21 protein-coding genes are annotated in these 20,025 nt (G+C 49.8%); 16 read left to right on the top strand and 5 right to left on the bottom strand.

What is annotated here, in order from left to right; translation table 11 throughout:
• The first annotated feature begins 5 nt into the window (after window positions 1-5).
• From ileS to T363_RS0107700, 13 genes are all read left to right on the top strand, one after another.
• A complete protein-coding gene (ileS, locus tag T363_RS0107760; RefSeq protein WP_031474827.1) occupies window positions 6-2,798 on the top strand; it encodes an isoleucine--tRNA ligase in 2,793 nt (930 codons plus the stop codon).
• Between the two features lie 55 nt (window positions 2,799-2,853).
• Window positions 2,854-3,363 (top strand): signal peptidase II, encoded by a 510-nt coding sequence (lspA, locus tag T363_RS0107755; protein ID WP_051643168.1) that lies wholly within the window; start codon window positions 2,854-2,856, stop codon window positions 3,361-3,363.
• Complete coding sequence (locus T363_RS0107750; protein WP_031474823.1) at window positions 3,356-4,276, top strand: RluA family pseudouridine synthase; 921 nt, start codon at window positions 3,356-3,358, stop codon at window positions 4,274-4,276. Before lspA ends, T363_RS0107750 begins: the two co-directional genes overlap by 8 nt.
• Complete coding sequence (locus tag T363_RS0107745; RefSeq protein WP_031474821.1) at window positions 4,273-5,085, top strand: HAD-IIB family hydrolase; 813 nt, start codon at window positions 4,273-4,275, stop codon at window positions 5,083-5,085. Before T363_RS0107750 ends, T363_RS0107745 begins: the two co-directional genes overlap by 4 nt.
• 151 nt (window positions 5,086-5,236) lie before the next feature.
• Entirely contained in the window at window positions 5,237-5,608 is a 372-nt protein-coding gene (locus tag T363_RS0107740) for a GntR family transcriptional regulator (RefSeq protein ID WP_031474819.1), read from the top strand.
• 14 nt (window positions 5,609-5,622) lie between these two features.
• A complete protein-coding gene (locus T363_RS0107735; RefSeq protein ID WP_031474817.1) occupies window positions 5,623-5,910 on the top strand; it encodes a hypothetical protein in 288 nt (95 codons plus the stop codon).
• A gap of 43 nt (window positions 5,911-5,953) precedes the next feature.
• Window positions 5,954-6,334: a hypothetical protein gene (locus T363_RS0107730; protein WP_031474815.1), complete on the top strand. Its 381-nt coding sequence runs from the start codon at window positions 5,954-5,956 to the stop codon at window positions 6,332-6,334.
• Window positions 6,321-6,800 carry a hypothetical protein gene (locus T363_RS0107725; protein WP_031474813.1) on the top strand — a complete coding sequence of 160 codons (480 nt, stop codon included), beginning with the start codon at window positions 6,321-6,323 and terminating at the stop codon, window positions 6,798-6,800. Before T363_RS0107730 ends, T363_RS0107725 begins: the two co-directional genes overlap by 14 nt.
• Window positions 6,801-6,816: 16 nt before the next feature.
• Complete coding sequence (locus T363_RS0107720) at window positions 6,817-7,569, top strand: ATP-binding cassette domain-containing protein (RefSeq protein WP_031474811.1); 753 nt, start codon at window positions 6,817-6,819, stop codon at window positions 7,567-7,569.
• A gap of 3 nt (window positions 7,570-7,572) precedes the next feature.
• Window positions 7,573-9,021, top strand: coding sequence for a hypothetical protein (locus tag T363_RS0107715; protein WP_031474809.1), 1,449 nt, complete (start codon window positions 7,573-7,575; stop codon window positions 9,019-9,021).
• 287 nt (window positions 9,022-9,308) lie between these two features.
• Window positions 9,309-11,042 (top strand): hypothetical protein, encoded by a 1,734-nt coding sequence (locus T363_RS0107710; protein WP_031474807.1) that lies wholly within the window; start codon window positions 9,309-9,311, stop codon window positions 11,040-11,042.
• Between the two features lie 55 nt (window positions 11,043-11,097).
• A complete protein-coding gene (locus T363_RS0107705; RefSeq protein WP_031474805.1) occupies window positions 11,098-11,883 on the top strand; it encodes a toll/interleukin-1 receptor domain-containing protein in 786 nt (261 codons plus the stop codon).
• Window positions 11,880-13,907, top strand: a complete 2,028-nt coding sequence (locus tag T363_RS0107700) for a tetratricopeptide repeat protein (RefSeq protein WP_031474803.1) — start codon at window positions 11,880-11,882, stop codon at window positions 13,905-13,907. Before T363_RS0107705 ends, T363_RS0107700 begins: the two co-directional genes overlap by 4 nt.
• A gap of 94 nt (window positions 13,908-14,001) precedes the next feature.
• Here the strand turns inward: T363_RS0107700 and T363_RS0107695 are convergent, their stop codons facing one another.
• The 5 genes from T363_RS0107695 to T363_RS0107675 form a co-directional block, all read right to left on the bottom strand.
• Window positions 14,002-14,544, bottom strand: coding sequence for an RDD family protein (locus T363_RS0107695; protein WP_031474801.1), 543 nt, complete (start codon window positions 14,542-14,544; stop codon window positions 14,002-14,004).
• Entirely contained in the window at window positions 14,541-15,326 is a 786-nt protein-coding gene (locus T363_RS0107690) for an HAD family hydrolase (protein ID WP_031474799.1), read from the bottom strand. The genes T363_RS0107695 and T363_RS0107690 overlap by 4 nt, the downstream gene beginning before the upstream one ends.
• Window positions 15,327-16,625, bottom strand: a complete 1,299-nt coding sequence (locus T363_RS0107685; RefSeq protein WP_031474797.1) for a PTS sugar transporter subunit IIC — start codon at window positions 16,623-16,625, stop codon at window positions 15,327-15,329.
• Window positions 16,626-16,655: 30 nt separating this feature from the next.
• Window positions 16,656-18,059 (bottom strand): family 4 glycosyl hydrolase, encoded by a 1,404-nt coding sequence (locus T363_RS0107680; protein WP_031474795.1) that lies wholly within the window; start codon window positions 18,057-18,059, stop codon window positions 16,656-16,658.
• A 204-nt stretch (window positions 18,060-18,263) separates the two neighbouring features.
• Window positions 18,264-18,986: a MurR/RpiR family transcriptional regulator gene (locus T363_RS0107675; RefSeq protein ID WP_078096966.1), complete on the bottom strand. Its 723-nt coding sequence runs from the start codon at window positions 18,984-18,986 to the stop codon at window positions 18,264-18,266.
• An 82-nt stretch (window positions 18,987-19,068) separates the two neighbouring features.
• Here T363_RS0107675 and T363_RS0107670 point away from each other — a divergent pair, with 82 nt between their 5' ends.
• The 3 genes from T363_RS0107670 to T363_RS0107660 form a co-directional block, all read left to right on the top strand.
• The gene (locus T363_RS0107670; protein ID WP_031474792.1) at window positions 19,069-19,371 is read left to right on the top strand and encodes a PTS sugar transporter subunit IIB; all 303 of its coding nucleotides are present in this window, start codon (window positions 19,069-19,071) and stop codon (window positions 19,369-19,371) included.
• A 4-nt stretch (window positions 19,372-19,375) separates the two neighbouring features.
• Window positions 19,376-19,702 (top strand): PTS sugar transporter subunit IIA, encoded by a 327-nt coding sequence (locus T363_RS0107665; RefSeq protein WP_031474791.1) that lies wholly within the window; start codon window positions 19,376-19,378, stop codon window positions 19,700-19,702.
• A 105-nt stretch (window positions 19,703-19,807) separates the two neighbouring features.
• The coding region (locus T363_RS0107660; RefSeq protein ID WP_031474789.1) for a hypothetical protein at window positions 19,808-20,025 on the top strand (218 nt) is incomplete at its 3' end.

Below are 20,025 nucleotides of genomic sequence, written 5' to 3'. Positions count from 1 at the left end.
TGCCAATGCAGCAGGATTATAACAATACGATCAATCTTCCTAAGACCGAATTTCCCATGCGGGCTGGTCTTCCCAAGCGTGAACCAGGTTTTCTGGAGCAGTGGGAACAGGAGGATCTGTATCACGAACTGATGAAAAAAAATGAAGGGAAGCCGCTCTTTGTTCTGCATGACGGGCCTCCCTATGCGAACGGCAATCTGCATATGGGGCATGCGCTCAATAAAATTCTGAAGGACTTTATCGTGCGATCCCGTAATATGATGGGGTACTGTGCACCGTATGTGCCCGGCTGGGATACCCATGGCCTGCCGATTGAGCGACAGGCGATCAAGGCTTACGGCATGGATCGTGATAAGGTGTCTACCGCAGAGTTCCGTTCCAAGTGTGAGGAATTTGCGCACAAGCATGTGGATACACAGCGTACTCAGTTTAAGCGTTTGGGTGTTGTGGGCGATTGGGAGCGCCCCTATTTGACGCTTACCCATGATTTTGAAGCTACGCAAATCGAAATTTTCGGTGAAATGGCGAAGAAGGGCTACATCTATAAGGGCATGAAGCCGGTATATTGGTGTCCCCATGACGAAACCGCGCTGGCTGAGGCTGAGATCGAATATCAAGATGAGCCGTGTTCTTCGATTTATGTAAAATTCCATGTGACGGATGATAAGGGCGGTAAGATTGCCGCAATCACCGGCAGTCTGGATCATGTTTATTTTGTGATTTGGACAACAACAACGTGGACGCTGCCGGGCAACTTGGCAATTTCGGTTAATCCGGCATATGAGTATGATTTGGTAAAGGTTCCGTCCGGCGAGGTTTATGTGCTGGCTAAGGAACTGGTTAATGCTGTGATGCAGGCGGCTAAGATCGACACGTGGGAAGTGCTGGGCACTTTGTTCGGTTCAGATCTGGAGCTGATGCGCACCAAGCACCCGATCATGGATCGCGAAAGCGTAGTGATCTGCGGTGATCATGTCACACTGGATGCCGGTACCGGCTGTGTCCATACGGCGCCCGGCTTTGGTGCGGACGACTTCATTGTTTGCCAGAAGTACGATATCCCGATTATTGTTCCGGTGGACGGCAAGGGTATGACGACCGAGGATGCCGGCAAGTATGCGGGTATGTATTACGAAAAGTCGACACCCGTTATTCTGGAGGACTTAAAGTCCTGTGGTGCGCTGCTTGCCATCGAAGAGATCGTGCACAGCTATCCGCACTGCTGGCGCTGTAAAAACCCGATCATCTTCCGCACCACTGAGCAGTGGTTCTGCTCGGTTGATGCGCTGAAGGATGAAGCCGTCAAGGCGTGCGGTGATATTCAGTGGTTGCCCAAGTGGGGACAGGAGCGCATGACTTCGATGATTCAGGAGCGCTCGGACTGGTGCATTTCCCGTCAGCGTGTCTGGGGCGTTCCGATCCCGATCTTCACCTGCAAAAAGTGCGGCAAGCCGTTGGTTAATGGGCAGACGATCCAAATCGTTGCGGATCTGTTCCGCGAAAAGGGTTCGAACGCATGGTTTGATTTGTCAGCCGAAGAGATTTTGCCGGCAGATATCAAATGCGAATGCGGCTGCAGTGCATTTGAAAAAGAGACCGACACCATGGATGTTTGGTTTGACTCGGGTTCCTCATGGCGTGCGGTTATTGCGAACCGTGAGCAGCAGCCAATTCCGGTTGACGTTTATCTGGAAGGCAACGACCAGTACCGCGGCTGGTTCCAGTCCTCCATGCTGACTTCGATTGCTACGCAGGGCAAGGCGCCTTATAAAACGGTCATCACGCATGGTATGATCGTTGATGAAGAGCGTCAAAAAATGTCCAAGTCACTCGGCAATGGCATTGCGCCGGATGATATTCTGAATCAGTACGGTGCGGATGTCATGCGTTTATGGGTAGCATCCTCGGATTATCGTCAGGATATGCGTATTTCCAAGGATATGCTCAAGCATCTGTCGCAGAATTACCTGAAGATCCGCAATACGGCACGTTATATTCTGGGTAACCTGTTTGATTTTGACCCCAAAACGGATATGATTTGCTACGCAGATATGCCGGAGCTGGATCGTTGGGCTTTGATGAAGCTGAATGATTTGGTGGAAAAAGTACGGGAAGGCTATGATACGTATGAGTTCCATACGGTATTCCATGCAATTCATAACTTCTGTGTAGTTGATATGTCCAATTTCTATTTGGATGTCATCAAGGATCGCTTGTATTGCGATGACACGACAGGGCTGAGCCGCCGTTCCGCACAGTCTGCCATGTATCAGATTTTGAGTGCGCTGGTGCGCATGCTGTCTCCGATTCTGTGCTTTACGGCAGATGAGATCTGGAAGGCTATGCCGCATGTTGCGGCAGATGATGTGCGCAATGTAGCGTATAACGATATGCCTGCTGCGGATGAAGCATTGTCGCTGTCGGCAGAGGAACGCGAAAAGTGGTCTAAGCTGACCGCGTTCCGCGATGATGTGAATAAGGCACTGGAAGGCGCACGTGCCGCTAAAACGATTGGCAAGCCGCTGGAGGCCTGTGTTACCGTGTATGCAGATGATGCCGCAGCTGCATTCCTCAATTCCTGCGGTCAGGATTTAGCTGATCTGTGTATCGTTTCGGAGCTGGAAGTCCTTTCCGGTGCTGGCGAGGGCATGGACAGCGAGTATTTCCCGGGACTTACGATTGCAGTTTCCCGTGCAGCCGGTGAAAAATGTCTGCGCTGTTGGAAGCAGTCCAAGTCTGTCGGAATGGATGCCAAGCATTCTGGTCTTTGTGCACGCTGTGCGCAGGTAGTAGGCTAATAACAAAAGAAAGGGGAGCAGTGAAATCTGTTCCCCTTTTTGATAGGAGTTGCATATGGCACTTTACATTTTTGCAGTGATTCTAATGATTGCACTGGATCAGTTGGTGAAATACTGGGCTTTTACCAGTTTACAGATCCAACATACCATTCCTTTGCTTGAGAATATTTTTCATTTGACCTATGTAGAAAACCGCGGCGCAGCATTCAGCCTGTTTGCGCAGTTCGATTCCCGATGGATTTTTGTTTTGCTGGCAACGGGTATTTCAATCGGCATTGGAATTGCATTATATAAGGGCTGGCTTCAGAATCCGCTTGGCCGATGGTCACTCGTGATGGTGGCTGCAGGTGCGTTGGGTAACGCGATTGACCGTGTTATCCATGGTTTTGTGGTCGATTTATTCGATTTTCGACTCATTCACTTTCCTGTATTCAATGTGGCAGATATTTTTATTTGCGTAGGCGGTTTGCTGTTTATGATCTACTTTATGTTTCAGCACAAGGATACGCCGAAACAGGGCAAAACAATCACAAACGAAACATCGGAGTCGGATACCCATGAATGAAATACGAGTGGTTGCATCGGTGAGCGACGCAGGTGAACGGTTGGATCGCTGGCTTGTTACTCGAATCGACGGTTTGACCCGTTCTGCTATCCAGAATTTATTGGAAGAACAGGCAGTCACCTGCAAGGGCAAAATATTAAAGAAAAATTACAAAATCACCGGAGGTGAAGAGATCTGCGTGCACCTGCCCGACCTTCGTGAAGTGGATATTACACCGGAAAATATTCCGCTCGACATCGTTTATGAAGATGCAGATATTGTTGTTGTCAACAAGCCGCGCGGAATGGTTGTGCATCCGGCTGCCGGCAACTGGTCGGGGACGCTGGTCAATGCGTTGATGTATCACTGCGGCGACAGCCTATCCGGTATCAACGGTGTGCATCGGCCGGGCATTGTGCACCGTATCGATAAAGATACAAGTGGATTGCTGGTGGTAGCGAAGAACGACGCTGCGCATCAGAGTCTCGCGGCGCAAATTGCAGCGCATACCGCGTTCCGTGGTTATCAGGCGATCGTAGTGGGCAGCCCACGGACGGATCGTGGTACGATCGATAAGCCGATCGCACGCCACAAAATCGACCGCAAAAAAATGGCCATCGTAGAGGGTGGGCGTGCGGCCGTGACGCATTACGAGGTTTGCAAACGCTACCATGGATATACCCATATGCGGTTTCAACTGGAAACCGGGCGCACCCATCAAATCCGAGTACATATGGCATCTGTCGGTCATCCGATTATTGGTGATCCGGTATATGGTTTGAAAAAGGATCGTTTTGCAGATATTGGAGGACAATGCCTGCATGCTACGGAATTGACCTTGTGTCATCCGGCAACAGGGCAACAAATGTGTTTTACCGCGCCGCTGCCGGATTATTTTCTGAATATTCTTGAAAAGCTGGAGAAAATGTCGTGAATAAATTTGAAGGTATTCTTCTTGCCTGCGATATGGATGGTACATTATTGAATAGCGACCGTTGCATTTCACCTGCAAATTTGCAGGCACTGGATTACTTTGCAAAGGAAGGCGGTCTGTTTTCTCTGGCAACTGGCAGGGCATTTGCTGCGGTGACAGATTATTTGCAGCAGTTACCAACCAACGCACCTTACAGTTTGCTGAACGGTTCGCTGGTGATGGATGCGCAGCATCATCCGCTGCATTGTGCCGGTATGCCGATGCAGTCCAACACACTGATTGATGCAGTGCTGGCACGCTTTCCGCAGGTTGGATGCGAGGTGTTTCTGCCGGAGCATATTCTGGTATGCCGTATGAGCCCGGAAACCGAACACCATATGTGTGTATTGCATCTGGATTATACGCGTGTTCTGGCTTCTGATTTACCTGACCCATCCGGTTGGTGCCAAATCAATTTTACCGGTACAGCTGATGAAATTGCGCAGCTGCGAACTTATTTGACACCGTATTCGTCAGTTTTCAATGCTGTTGCCACAATGCCGACCTTTTGTGAGGTAACACGCGCCGGCGTAGGGAAGGGGGCAGCTCTGCGGCAGATTGCCGCAGACTGTGGTGTACCACGCGAACGTGTCTTTGCAGTAGGGGATGGTGACAACGATCTGTCAATGCTGGAATACGCGGCAGTCGGCTTTATGCCTGCCAATACGTCGCCGGAACTTTTATATCATGCCGACGTATGTGTAGGGGATCACGATCATGATGCTATTGCACAGGTAATTGATTATTTAGAGAAAACGATAAGTGCCTGACAGAATGTACAATTCTGTCAGGCATTTTTCTATGTGATAATTCGTCAAATATTTGCTCGGCCGATTGACCTCTAACCGTATTATAGATATAATACAGTTAGAGACACTGTATTACAGTTGTGATACGGTTATCGAAGGAGGGATATCCAAGTTGATCTCATTCGAAGGATTTCACATGGAGGAAGGCATCCCGATCTATCAACAGATTTTGCTGTATCTCAAACGCGGGGCAGTGGCGGGTATCATACACAACGGTGATGAATTGCCATCCCGACGCGCGTTGAGTGCGTTATTGGGTGTAAACCCGAATACCGTGCAAAAAGCTTACCGGCAGCTTGAAGAGGAAGGCCTGATCCATTCGCATACCGGTGCAAAAAGCTGTATGGTGATAAACGATCGGCAAATTGCCCGTATCCGAACAGAGCTGCTGGAAAATGATGCAAAAAGCGTAGTACAGTCTATGAAACAGATGGGCTTATCCAAGGCGGAGGCGCTGTGCCTGATTGAAGATTTTTGGGATTGAGAGGGGGAACCTATATGAGGAACAGGCATCTTTCTGTGTTGATGTTGTATGTACGCGGTGCAATGGCTCCGCTCATCGGCATCATAGGATTGATGGCAGCAGTACAAACCGGAGCATTCCTTTGGTCGATGCAGGCTGCTGCCAATCCGTTGGAGGCTGTAGTAAAGTCTGCCCATTGGAAGCTGATCTTTTGCACCGGTATTTTGCTGTTGGCTGTGATGCTGCTGCGCAGCACCTCCGGCGGGGGGATACACCGTTCGGCGTTTACGGGTCTCAGAACGCGCCGCTTTCCTGTGGCATAGTTTGGCGTGTCTTGGCTGCGCTGTACTTCTGTGGATGTCCGAAGTGCTGATCCTCACTTTGCTTTGCCGGTACTTTGTATCGGTAACCAGATCTTCCAATCAGGCGCTGTTTCTCGCTTTTTACCGCAGCGACTTTCTGCACAGCATACTGCCGCTTGAAGAAATCAGCCGATGGATATATTTATTGACAGCCTTGCTCGCTCTATCGTTTTGCATAGCAAATGCAGTTGTCCGGATGCGTTATAGACATGGAGCACGGACGCTGCTTGCCCTGTTGATTTTGCTGATCGGTTTTATCCAGCGCCCACTTGGCAGCTATGCGTCCGATGTGTTTTTAACATTATCCCATCTATGCTTTATCGCCTATGCCATCTGGGCGGTTTGGTATCATGCGGAGGAGGTGCCAAGCGATGACACGAATTGATTTATCCCGGTATGCGCCGCCCGGTACGAATATCCGGCAGGAAATCAAAGTCCTTTGTGCCGGTCTGTTCTGCGCAGCCTGCTGTGCGGTGTTGGTTTACGGCATCGCACTGCGTCAGGCCTATGCCGATTTATTTGAGCTGTCCTACCTTGGTGTGGAGCGGGTGCTTCGCCCGGACGCTGTTATGCCGCCGTTTGATGTACTGCTGCATCGCGGGCTTTGGCTGTTCTATCTGTTGGCGCTTGGTGCGCTGGCCAACGCGGTGCTGTTTCATCTCAGTTATTATACCGGCGGCAGCAAAAGCATCTATCTGATGCGCCGCCTGCCGCAGCGCTGGGAGCTTATACGGCGCGCTATCACGCTGCCGCTCTTGGGTGCAGCGATCTGCCTGCTGTCCGCGCTGGCGCTCAGGCTGCTGTTTCTGGGCGTCTACTATTTGATCACGCCACCACAGTGTCTGCCGTAAAAAAGGGGGGAGCACGATGTTAGAAATCAACAACGTCAGCAAACATTATACGCTGAAACAGAAGATATACGGAAACGATGCGCTTAAGCAGATCGATCTGACGATCGGCTCAGGTGAAATCGTTGGTTTATTCGGTGAAAATGGCGCAGGCAAAACCACACTGATGAAATGTATCCTTGGCTTTTTGCCGTATCAGGGTCAGATCACACTCGATGGCGCGCCGATCACCCACAGCAATATTGAACGCCTGTCCTTTGCCACCAGCGAACATTCCCTTTTCCCGAATTTAACGGCGGAAGCACATCGACAGTTCTATCAGGAGCACTTTCCGCGATTTATTGACAAGCGGTTTACCGGCCTGATGGATTTTTTCGAGCTGCCGATGCACAAGCCGCTGCGCGGTTTTTCGACCGGTCAGAAAAATCAGTTTGAGGTGATTCTGGCGCTTTGTCAGGGAGCGGATTATATTCTGATGGACGAGCCATTCGCGGGGAATGACATATTTAACCGAGAGGATTTTTATAAGGTTCTGCTGGGTATTTTGGAACCGAACGAAACCATTTTACTGTCCACCCATCTGATCGAGGAAGTATCCAACTTTATCAGCCGTGCCGTGCTGATCCGGCAGGGGCAAATCGTGGGGGATGTTATGGCAGCCGAGCTGGAGGAAAGCGGCACGCCGCTGATGGCGTATATCAAGCAAACCTACCATTACAGCGCCGATCGGGTCAGCCGTGCGCTGGACGACATTACCGGTGGGGAGGTATGAGCCATGCGCAAAGTGTTAACGGTATGGTCTGTTCTGCTGGTGCTTGGCACGGCTGCGGTCGGCTGGTGCATCCAAACCGTGTATGCACCGCATGATCAGGTGCAGTACACACAAACCGTGCTGGCCGGCGATCCCGCTGTGGCAGACGGATTGACGGTGCAAACAAATTCTGAGTATAAAAGCCGGCTCTTCTGGCATACCGCAACGCGGATGCAGCAAGGCGCCCCGCACACACAGACGGATTACCGCTTTTATCAAACCGAGCAGACCCAATCGCATGACGTATTCTATCGGGGCGTTGATATTATTTCTGAGTTTAATACCAATGTTGAAAACTTTATGTATATCCCGGAAGAGCAGCGAACGGCGTTGGATCTGGCTTATCAGGAATTATACGAAAATGCAGTCCCCGGGCAGGAGGCAAGCAAAACGATCACGCCTTCGGATTATTACGAGTATTATCCGATTGCCGGCTATATTGACTTGGAAGGGACGCACGTGGATTTTAACATTTGGAACGGAAATAACGCCGCAGGTGACAAAATGAACGCATTTTTCCGCATTCCGGTGCTGCCCGAGGAGCGGTTCACCATTTCACTGGAGAAAGATCAAAACGGCAATATCTGTTCTACCGGATCGGGCACTGATGGGGAAGACCATTTCCAGCTCCAGTCGGAGAGTATCGTTACACCGCAAACCTGTTATTTTACATTCTATAATCGTTCGGATAAGGGGAAAATCATGGATACCAGCTTGATTCCGGGCGGCTACGGTATTTATGCCTTGGACTACACGCCCGGTAAGGTTGAGTATCTGAACGATGGCGGAATACAGTATATAGAAAATGGCCGTTTGCAGCTTGACAGCCTGCGTATGGCGTTTCCGATCGATCCCAACGAGGAATTGATGCGGCTGAGTCAGTGGCAGGACGGCAGCTTTCTGCTTTTATATACCAGAACGGAAGATGCCTATTATTTGACCGTTATTGCAACGGATACCATGCAGCAGGTGCAGCGGTTAAAAATTCATCCATCCATGTCGGAAGAAGCTATAAATTACAATATTATGGAAAAGGAACGCTTTATCGCAATTTTGTTAGACCACACTATGATCGTGCTGCTTCCAAATGGTGATGGAACTTTTCGCATTGATATGCAGACGCCCAATACATTGGATGATGCTTATATATATGTATCATGGAATATAAGCGAAAATGCAATAGATTACCATAACGGAAAGTTGGCATATGCATTTGAGAGCTATGACCAAGAAACCGGATACCAAGATCATCTCAACTACGAGTTAGTTGTAATCAATCAGCAGGGTTTGCAGTTTTGGTCGAAGTATCAGAGCAGCATGCAAAACGATCATATAGCAGATTTAGAGCATTACAGTACCAGTGAAATGATTCTGCTAAACTACACAAATCCCATTCAAGTATCATGGGAGTAACGCAAAAGACCCGAACAGGAAAAATCCGCTGTTCGGGTCTTTTATGGGCATCTGCCACTCCCTCAATTATACAAAACTTTTCTTTTGTATAATTACTTATAGCTTTATTATGTCTCACAATAGAATAGCATAAAGCTATTGACGAAAACAGATGTATTTTCCTTTTCATATATTTTGTATTATATTCTACGTAAATTTCAGTGCCACTGTCTTGCGGTGTGCAGCGCCATGTAGTACAATTTTTATAATCATATTGCCCATGATTCAACATATTAGGAGGGTATCCGATGGTCTTGATCATTTACCTGTGCTATATTACACTCCTCAGTTTGCTGCTGCGCAAATGGCATCACCGTTTTCACAGTCTGATGATCACCGGATGCAATTTTACCTTTGCGGCGCTCATGTTTTTCTGCGTACAAATCCAGCCGAATATGACTGCCGGGGATATTTTTGCCGCCATTGGCAGTGCTCTTTATGCAGCCCCCTCTGCCATTTCATTTCAGGGTAACACCTCGCTTTTCGGACCGGATGCCAGTTATGTGTTCTTTCTGATGTCTCTTTACACCGTTCGAACGGTGCTTGCTCTTTTCTTCCGGGAGATTTTTGTCCGTATCCGTATGAAGTGGAGGATGTTCACTCGTAAAACCATCTATCTTGTGACCGGAACTCGAAATGATGCTGGTCGGTTTATCCGGGATTTGAATTGCTGCGTTCCCTACCCGGCGGTCGTCTATCTCACGGATCAGGTGTCTGCGGACCTTCCGCTTGATGCTTATGAGGCTGATTTCTCCTTTCTCAGCCGGCTGCAAAATGGCAAAAACTATCAAGTTCTGCTCCTCCCTGCGGATGATTTGCGCAACCAACAACTCCTGTTGGAATTGGAGGAAGTTGGCAAGCGCGGCATTTCGCTGCGTGTCACCGCTTTTACAAATAATGAATTGCTGCGGATAGAGAATATGGTGTTCCCCCATCTAGATCTGTACCTTCTCTCCCAAGAGCAAATGGCGGTACAGGACTTTCTTTTCCAAAACCGTCCTCTGGCTCGTCTGCGTCAACTCGATCCACCGCCAGCTCCGGGACACATTTTTCGCCCACATGCCCCCTTTTCCCTGTGTATCATCGGATTCGACGCTTTTGCTCGGGAGTTTTTACTGCAAACCTACGAAAACACCTCATTCACTACCGCATCAGGAACACCTGCTTTGGACGTTTTGGTGATAGATCATGAACTGACCGACAAAAAGGCTGCCTTTCTCAGCGACTTTCCCTATTTTGTGCAGGCATCAGGCTTGCAGTGGCTAGATGCCCATGTCCCCTCCGATGCACTCTTTCAGGCACTGTCCGCAAGGCGTTTCCACCAGATATTGGTGGCTACCCAAGATACAGAAGAAAATATCCACCTTACACTTCGCATTCGCCGCCTTTTTGTCCACGGCACCACGGAACAGCCCACCCCTCAACTGGTAGTTGCTCTGTTCCATGAGGATCCGGGTGCTGCAGCCTTGCTTCAAAATGATGACAACGTAATTTTCCAACAGGTCAATCAGTGCCAATTTACTTACGAAAAACTGATCGAGCGCAGTATTGATCGTCAAGCCGAGGCACTCCATCGTCAATACCAGCACAACAGCCTGTTTACCCCTCAGTGGCGGGAACTGGACACCTTTACACAGTCCTCAAACCGGGCAGTGGTATGGGATATCCCCAACAAACTGTTATTGGCCGGCGATATATCTTCTCTAAACGAACCGGAAAGAGAAGCCCTTTTCTGGGAGCTGGCTCAATATGAACATCTCCGTTGGAATGCGTTCCATTTTGCCCGAGGATGGCTGCCGCTGATGGAATTAACGCCGGAGGAGCGGGATCACTGCCGACTTAAGCGTTCCGCAGAAAAACGACATGCCTGTCTGGTGGATTGGGATCAGCTCAATACCCTGCCTCAGCAGGAACCCGGACTTTTGAAGCGATATGACTATGAAAATGTAGCCAGTCTCTTTGAAGCTCGGAAAAATGTTTGATTTTTCGACCATTTCCATCCATTACACGTGAATTCCCTATGAAGGAGGGTTTTTCATGTCCCAGCTTGTGTATCATACCCGTGGGAACAGCACTCCGCATGGCAAGCCCCGGGTGTACTTCTGCTGTCATCCTGCCGACCAGAAAGCATTCCTTGATTCTATCGTCAAAGAAATCCTATCCTACGCAGATTGTTCCGTCTGGTACGCGCCAGAGGGGGGTGCCCCCTGTTCTCCCAACGAATGGGAAGAGCGGGAGGCTGCTCTGTCCCAAATGCAGCTTTTCGTATTACCGGTGACTGCCCGGCTGCTCACCAGTCCCTCCCCTGCTTTGGAGCGGGAGTTTCCCTTTGCCGTGGCGCAGCATATCCCGGTACTGCCCATCCTGCTGGAGCCGGGGCTGGAAGCGCTCTTTAACCAAAAATGCGGAGACCTGCAGTGTCTTGATCCGAATCAAACAGATCCCACTGCCTTGCCCTATGCGGAAAGACTGAAGAATTTTCTTGATGCTGTCCTCATCGGCGACAAATTGGCCGCCCAGATCCGGGATGCCTTCGATGCCTATATCTTCTTGAGCTACCGGAAAAAGGATCGGCGGGAGGCTCAGTCATTGATGCGTCTGATCCATGCCAGTGAGTTCTGTCGGGATATTGCCATTTGGTACGATGAGTTTCTCACTCCGGGTGAGAATTTCAATCAGGCCATCGCCAAAGCACTTGAGAAGAGTCATCTTTTTGTACTGGCGGTGACACCTCACTTGCTGGAACATCCTAATTATGTGATGCAGGAAGAATTCCCTGCTGCCCAAAACAGCGGAAAGCCCATTTTTTACCGGTGGAGATGATTCCTGCAAGCAGGACAGAACTGGAGGCCGCCTATCCGGGGATCCCTCCCTGCACCTCCGGCCGAAGTGAACCTGCCCTCTCAGAAGAACTCAAGGCGGCGCTGCAGGAACTGGCTCTGCGGGAAAATGACAATGACCCCAAACATATTTTTTTCATTGGGTTGGCCTATCTCAACGGCATTGACGTAGAGGTAGATAAAGAGCGGGCAGTACCGCTTATCCAAGGGGCCGCTGACGCCGGTCTGAACGAAGCAATGGAAAAATTAGTGACTATGTACTCCAACGGGGACGGTGTGACCCGGGATTACCGCCAAGCCGCCTTCTGGCAGCGGCGGCTGGCCGACACCCTCCGAACTTATTGGGAGGCGACCCCTAACGAGCATACCTTTCAGGCATTTGCCAAAGCCCTGTGGGATTTGGGGGATCAATACGCTGATTTGGATGAGCTGACCGCCGCCGGAAAGATTTTTGAGGAAGAGTTCTTCGCCTTGACCGGTCAGGGTGAAAAGCAAGGCATTGCCTGCGCACAGCGCTATCAAGCCTGCGGTTACAGCAGTTTGGGAAATCTGTATCGGAGGCAAGGAAATATGACAGAAGCGCGCTGTTGGCTGAAGAAAAGCGCCAAACTGCGGTTTAATCTGTCCCAATCAGACAACACCATCCAAATCCGGCGGGATACGGTAGAAAGCCAGATCCAGCTAGGCGCCCTATATCGCGAGGAGAACGACGACAGCGCAGATATTTACTTCCGGATGGCAGCCGAGTTGTCCCGGGGACTGGTACGGGACACCAACGAAGTGAGAGACCGGGAGTATCTCGCACTGTCCTGCGAATGGTTGGCTGATGCATATTTGCATCAAGCTGACACTCCGCCCAAGTATGCCGAGATCCAAAAACTGTTGGAAGAAAGTCAGTATCTACGCCGTACGTTAAATGAGGAAATCGGTTCCGTCCAGACGAGACGGGCATTGTCATCCAGTTACATAGGTATAGGCAACTTGCTCCGCGATCAGAAAGATATTCCCGGCGCACGCCGCTGCTACGAGGAAAGTCTGACGCTGTACCGCAGCTTGGCCGAAGAAACGCAAGCCCTGTACGACTGGCGCAATTTGGCGATGTGCCATTGCAGGCTGGGTATTGTGTACAGGTTGGAGGGAAACCTGTCCGAAGCACATCGCCGGTACCAAGCCGCTCTGTCGCTGTTGCAGGATATTGCGAACCGCACCGGGACGGTACATTCCAAGCGTGATCTGGTATATGTATACAGATTGCTGGGCAGCCTATGCCGGAAGACAGACGATCCGGACGGAGAGCGACAATGGCTGGAAGCGAGCGTATCGCTTTGCCGTATTATTGTCGATGAAACCGATCATCCAAGCGTTCGGAATACTCTGGCTCGCGATCTTTACCGGCTGGGGCGCCTTCCCGACGGCAGCGCGATTTATCTGTATCAGGCCGCGGAGCTTTGGAACCGCCTGTCCGAGGGCGAAGGCTCTGCATCATCGTATGCAGAAGATAGACAGAACGCCGTCATAGCACTGGCTGAACATGACGAACCACAGGATATCCCGATGGGTCTGAAGCCTGATGATTATCGAATGTGCAAAGAAACCCTTGCATTGTCCCGTGCAATCCTGACGGGTCCTGTCCGTGTCCGGCGTTGGCGATCTTTAGCGGCCGGCTATCTGAAAATGGGTGTGATCAGCCAGATAGAGAACAACAACAGCAGAGCCTGCTACTGGTTCCATGAAGGACTTCGTATGATGCGCTCTATTGCGAAGGATTCCGGCGTGCCGAATGACAGACATGCCTTGGCAATGATCCTTTATAATTTGGGCAGCCTGCCGCACGGGGACAGCCAGCTACTACACGAAGCGGCGGAGCTATGGACTCATCTGACGGCAGAGTATCCCAATGTGCCACAATATATTGAATGCCTAAAGATTGCTGCCACGCTGCTGACCCAGCGCGGCGCAGCATCCAAAGAGCCGGCTGGTAAGGGAAACGAACCCGATCAGTCCTAATATTTCAAGAGAAACAGAAAGTGCGGGCGGAATCTATTATGATTCCGTCCGCACTTTTCTTATTTCAGTTATTTTTGATACCGTATTGAAATGTTTAAGTGGTTTTTTCGCAAATTTCCATTGTTCCGGATATCCTGTCATGCAGCATACGGCGATTCGGAGTATATAATCCCAACATGACGGAAAGGATCGTAACCGCAACCATTGCGATACGAACTATATTGGCCACATCCTCCCCTGCCGCCCGAGCGATTAGTTCACGCAGGAGCTGACTGGGGAAGCAGATTGCACCCTCCAGCAGGATCATACCGACGATCTGCCGCAGCGCAAGCGCCGCCGCACCGGCCGGCTGTTGCGTTTCTCTGCACACGATGCGCAAATGAAGCAGCCGCTTGCCGGGGGTCTGTCCATTCCAAAGCAAAGGGATTAGCCAATAATAGAACAGGCCGCACAAAATTGAGATCCCGCCCCACAGCCACCCGGCACGTCCAGGCGGGATCGAACTGTCCATTGCTGCTAAGCCGGTGCGCATCGAATTGATCAGCATCAGCGGTGCACCACAGAGCATGGTGGCCAGATACCAGTCTATTGCATAAGCTGCCAAACGGCGAAATGGTCCTACTGCACTTGTATTCACCAAAATGCCTCCCTGCTAACCTGTTTCAATGCCTCACCAACTGAGGATACCGTATGCGCCGCCGCTTGCCGCACATATTGTTCTGCCTGTACCATTGCAAAGCCATGATATTGTTCCAGCATCAGGATATCATTTCTGCCATCCCCTGCCGTATAGACATAACACGCAGGCACTTGCAAATACGCTGCTGCCACACCGACCGCCTGTGCTTTGCTGATATTGCTGGGAACAATGTCAACATATTCACAATTCGGCCATGCCGTCAATCCGTAAGCACCGATTTCTTCCGCCAACGCAACAGCATTTTCCTCATTTTCTGTACGGCAGCTAATCTGATAAGCAGTATCCAAATCTTCTACACGGTTTTGTACCGCATAAACCTGCTGCAGGGCATCGATATAAGCCTGTTCCCCTGCCGGAAATTCCACGGGCATACGCAGCGCATTACGAAAATGATAAACGGTATTGCGTCCAATCACAGTAAAGAACAGGCATTTCTGACGCAGCAAAGAAAGAACCTGCTGCCATCCATCCAGAAAATGTTCCTGTATGCAGCGCGAATCAACTTCGATCCGCGCCCCATTCATCAGGATCAGGAAATCATACTCCAGCTTTTGCTGCGCTAATTCCTGTTTCAGCGTGCCGGGATCCCGGCCGCTGCATATGCCGAACACCCCGCCGCAGTTTCGGAAGCGGCGCACCATATCCAAGGTGCATCTGTCGATCATCCGGCCGCGGCACAGAGTTCCATCGTAGTCACTGGCAAAAAGCGCAACCGGCATTTATCCTTCCGCCTCTGCCGTGCTTTCGCTTTGTTCTTCCTTCAAATACTGCTTATCCAATGCAGTGATAAACGGATAATAGATCAAGCCGCCCACCAGCAAAATTACAATCTGCAGCAGTCCACCGCGCCAGTCATTACACATCATCCAGCCGCCAAAGGGTGCGGGCAGTGTCCATGGTACGGTAACGCCGGTCGGATACGGTACAAGACCAAAATACATTGCGCAGAACGAAATCAGCACGGTTACCGGCGGTACAAGGAAAAACGGAATCGCCATTACCGGATTGAGCACGAGCGGCAGACCGAAAATAATCGGCTCATTTACGTTGAACAGACCGGGCACAAAACCAAGCTTGCCAAGCGATTTAATCCGCTTGGATCTGCATTTGAATGCCATGATTGCCGCAAGTGAAAGTGTATTGCCGGTGCCGCCCAGAAAGATGATGTGATTGGCAAAGTCCTGCGTAACAATAAACTGACGGGCAGCTGCGGCCGATGCTTTGAATACCTCCAAATTGTCAAAACGAGCTGCATACCACAGCGGCCCCATGAACGAATCGATCACGGCCGTGCCATGAATACCGAAGAACCACAAAATCGAGTTCAGTACGGTAATGAACAGGGTGCCAATCAGTGTTGTACCGATATTGGTCAGCGGCATCTGGATCACGGTTACGATGAAGTTGGAAACCGTGCCAAACGGCGTTGCCGCAAACACCAGACGGATGATCAAAAACAGGAGTACGATCAACGCAGCCGGGATCAACGCTTCAAACTGGCGGGATACAAAGCTCGGCACTGTTTCGGGCATCTTGATCTTCAGATTCTTTTTCAGCAGTACCGCATATAATTTGGTTGCCAGCAATGCAGTCAGCATCGCGGTAAACAGACCGCCTGCCTCAAAGCTGGAAGCAGCATAGCCGCCTTCTTCCATCTGCTGCAGCAGCAGAAAATAACCCGAAATCGAAATGGCAACTGCGGGAAGCGGCTCTACTGTTTCCTCCGATGCCAAACTGTATGACACACCAATCACGGCAAACAATGCCACCAGCCCCATCGTGGCGGGATTGACCATATCCCAACACCATGAATACCATACGTCACCTACGATCGAAGCCATGAAATCATGAAAACCCTGTACCGGGAAATCACCGATTACAATGGCAAGTGAACCGATGATCAGAAGCGGCATGGACAGCATCAAACCATCACGCAGCGCAACCAGATACTTGTTGCTGGAAAGCCTCTGGGACAGCGGCATCAAGTGCTTCTCCATCAATTCCGTCATTTTACCCATTGTTTTTCCCCCTTACTTTTTTCTGTTGATTTATACCAGCACAGGGAACAAATCCCCGTTTACTGCAATATATTCATCCAAGATCTTTCGTGCCAGATCGGTATCTACTACTGTACGGTTAACGACCAGCGCCTGCAGCGCCTTTTGGTACGAACCTTCCAAGGCTGCATCCACGGTCAGCTTTTCATAGGCATATTGTCCTTCCAGCAGGCCCTTTTCAAAGGTGCCTGCCGGCTGGATGCGCAGCGGTTCGCCGCCGCGTGCACCAACACGGCACGCCACCTCCAGCATCATGCCATCCGACAGGTTCGGCACAATACCGTTGTTTTCCACCATCAGCAGGAACACTTCATTCTGGTTATAAGCAATGCTCATAGCCAACTCTACAATATAGGTGGCATGCGCATCGTTGTGCGCAACTGTTGCAGACTCAAATTCTCCATCTGCATTTTTATGGGAACCGGCGCTGTATTTTTTCTCCAGATCAAATTTGGTGCCGCGCATCTTGCCCAGCGCCACAATATCATCGCAATATGCCTTAACCCGCTTTTCGCGCCCATCCATCACGGTATTGGCACGAGTGTAATTGGGATCGGTATGCTCCACCATCGTCTGCGGATAGAGATAATACTGCATATAGGTGTTCGGAAGTGACTGCGGGAAATCCTGTACCATTTTTTCCAAATGCTTGAAAGTGAAATTCCAGTAGGCATCATTTTTTCCTGAAAACCCAAGCTCATCATCGCAGTTCCCCTGCTTCAGCTTTGCAAGGATCTCCGGCAGAACATCTTCACCGGTCTTTTTGTCATACATTGCCGTGAACCATCCAAAATGGTTAAGCCCATAATAGCGCGGTTCGATATCGGTTCGCTTGCGCCCCCCTGCAAGCGGACAGAAAATATCCATAATGGAGATCGGCATATCACAAATGTTGATCAGACGGTAATCCTCCGGAAACACACGCTTGGTGGCCTCGGCCACAATAGCCGCCGGGTTGGAGTAATTCAGGATCCACGCTTCCGGTGACCAGCGGCGGATCGCACGAACCAGCTCGATCATAGCAGGAACCGAACGCATACCATATGCAAATCCACCGGGGCCGCAGGTTTCCTGACCGATCACGCCATATTTCAGCGGAATTTTTTCATCCATCTCCCGCATTTTCAGACCACCGGGCCGAATCTGCACCAAGGCAAAATCGATATCCGTAAAAGCAGTCTGTTCATCTGTCGTATAGACGAACTCCGCCTCCGGATAATATTCCCGGAACAGAATCCCACCAAAACGCCCAATATGCTCCTGACGTTCCGCATCATTATCGTAAAGTACGACACGGCGCAGCGGAAAATGCTCGCGCACCAGACAGAGCATTTCCAGCATATCCGGCGTATAGGTACTGCCGCCGCCTGCGATCACAATGGAAAAACGCTTCATGCAAGTTACCTCCTGTTTTTCTGACTTTGTATAAAAAAGCCTATATTCTCATGCTTTATAAATTAAGCATAAAGAATACAGGCTTTTTTTCAAGTATTTCAAATGAATAAAAAATTTGTCAACCGCATAAAAAACATGTTTTTGATTTCTTCATGACAGTTGCAGGTTATAGATCTGCCTGATACAATAAAGATAAACAAAACATCAGTTTTCCTGCTGTAAACGATTGACTAGGCGGGATAAAATATATTCAAACAAAATAATTGTGCGCCCAATAAAAAAATCAGGCACATTGTATGCCACCGGTCCCCCGGTGCGGATTACCAGACATTTGTCACTCATCCGCCCTAATGTTGATTCACCGTGTGCTGTAATCGTATATAACTTATGATGCAGTGATTGGGCATGTGCGGCAACATCCACCAAATCACGGGTTTCACCGCTGCGTGAAAGGATCAGGGTCAGGCTTGGCTTATCACCGCCCCGCATCATGTCGACCGGTGCACCGTCATAGGCCAAAATGCCGAGGGTCGCCAGCCGGCGCATAAAATAAGAAGATGCGATTGTAGAAAATCCCAGACCGACAATAAAGATGCAGTTCTCCCGACACCGCAGGATCTCATCGGCAAACGCATCAATGCATGCCTGATCGACTGTCTCCAAAATACTGCTCAGGTCGATTCCGGCCGCAGCGTCGCGCTCTTCATCTACATGCCTGCGCAGCGAGTAGATCATATCGCTGTATCCCTGATAACCTAATTTCTTTGATAATTTGATCACTGTGGTAGTGGATACATAGGATTGCTGTGCCACAGACCGAATGTTGATCTTTGTATCTCCGTGTTCTATCGCATCCAGTATCCTCTCCAGTACCCTATGTTCAGTTTCATTGAGCAAATACCGTTTGGAAAGATCAATTAAATTCAAAACAGCACCCCCGCCGCAAATATTTCATATTTGTTGATTATAGCATATCTTGATGAAAAACAATAGAGGAGGCAATATTTTTATGAACGTATTATTATTGTGCTCGCAGGGAATGTCTACCGGCATGCTGTGCGACCGGATCGCCGCCGCAGCCAAGGAAGATGGCTGCGAAATGACCGTATGGGCAGCCAGTGAGATCAAAGCCCGCGAGCATGTTGGCAAAGCAGATATCATCCTGCTTGGGCCACAGGTGCGATACCTAAAAAACCGCATTGCTGAACTTGCGGAGGGCAAACCTGTTGAGGTGATCGATATGATGGCCTACGGCATGATGGACGGAAAAAAGGTTTATCATGATATCAAAAAACGGATGGGAGATAAATAGCCCGATGGCAATTACGCAAGAACAGCTCGAACAAGCCTGTTTTCAACTCATTTCTTTTAGTGGCGCTGCAAAAAGCGATTATTTAGAAGCAGTAGAATATGCCAAAGATGGTGATTTCGTCCAAGCGCAGGCCTCGATCGAACGCGGAAATGAAGAATATTTGCAGGCACATAACGCGCACTTTGATCTGATTCAGGAAGAGGTCAACAGTGAGAACGGCTTGCTGACACGTTTAACGTTGGTACATGCTGAGGATCAATTGGCAATGGCAGAAATGACAAGACTTTTTGCACAGCAGCTGATTGATCTGTATCAGTACATAAAAAACTGAATTGTTATGGTAAAAAACCCGGGGAATTGAACTGAACCAGTAAAAACGGACAGTGACAAAATACCCCCTGATGTAGGAAAATAAGCTACATCAGGGGGTATAGTTATGAGGAAAAGAAATTACACACAGGTTCAGTCGCTGCTGCCGGAAATCAAAGTCATGCTGTCAGAGGGGAAAACGCAGCGGGAAGTGGCAGAGCACTTTGGGTTTAAGGATAAGTATGTAGTAAAGCAGCTGCTGATACGGGAGCGCAGGAAAGAACGAAAGCTGGCGGCAGGGATCGTACCACGTCCCAAGGGTAGGCCGAAAAAAACTGCTGCGCC

The sequence above is a fragment of the Agathobaculum desmolans ATCC 43058 genome (assembly GCF_000701665.1).
Lineage (GTDB): Bacteria > Bacillota > Clostridia > Oscillospirales > Butyricicoccaceae > Agathobaculum > Agathobaculum desmolans.
This window is presented reverse-complemented; position numbering and strand designations above follow the sequence as displayed.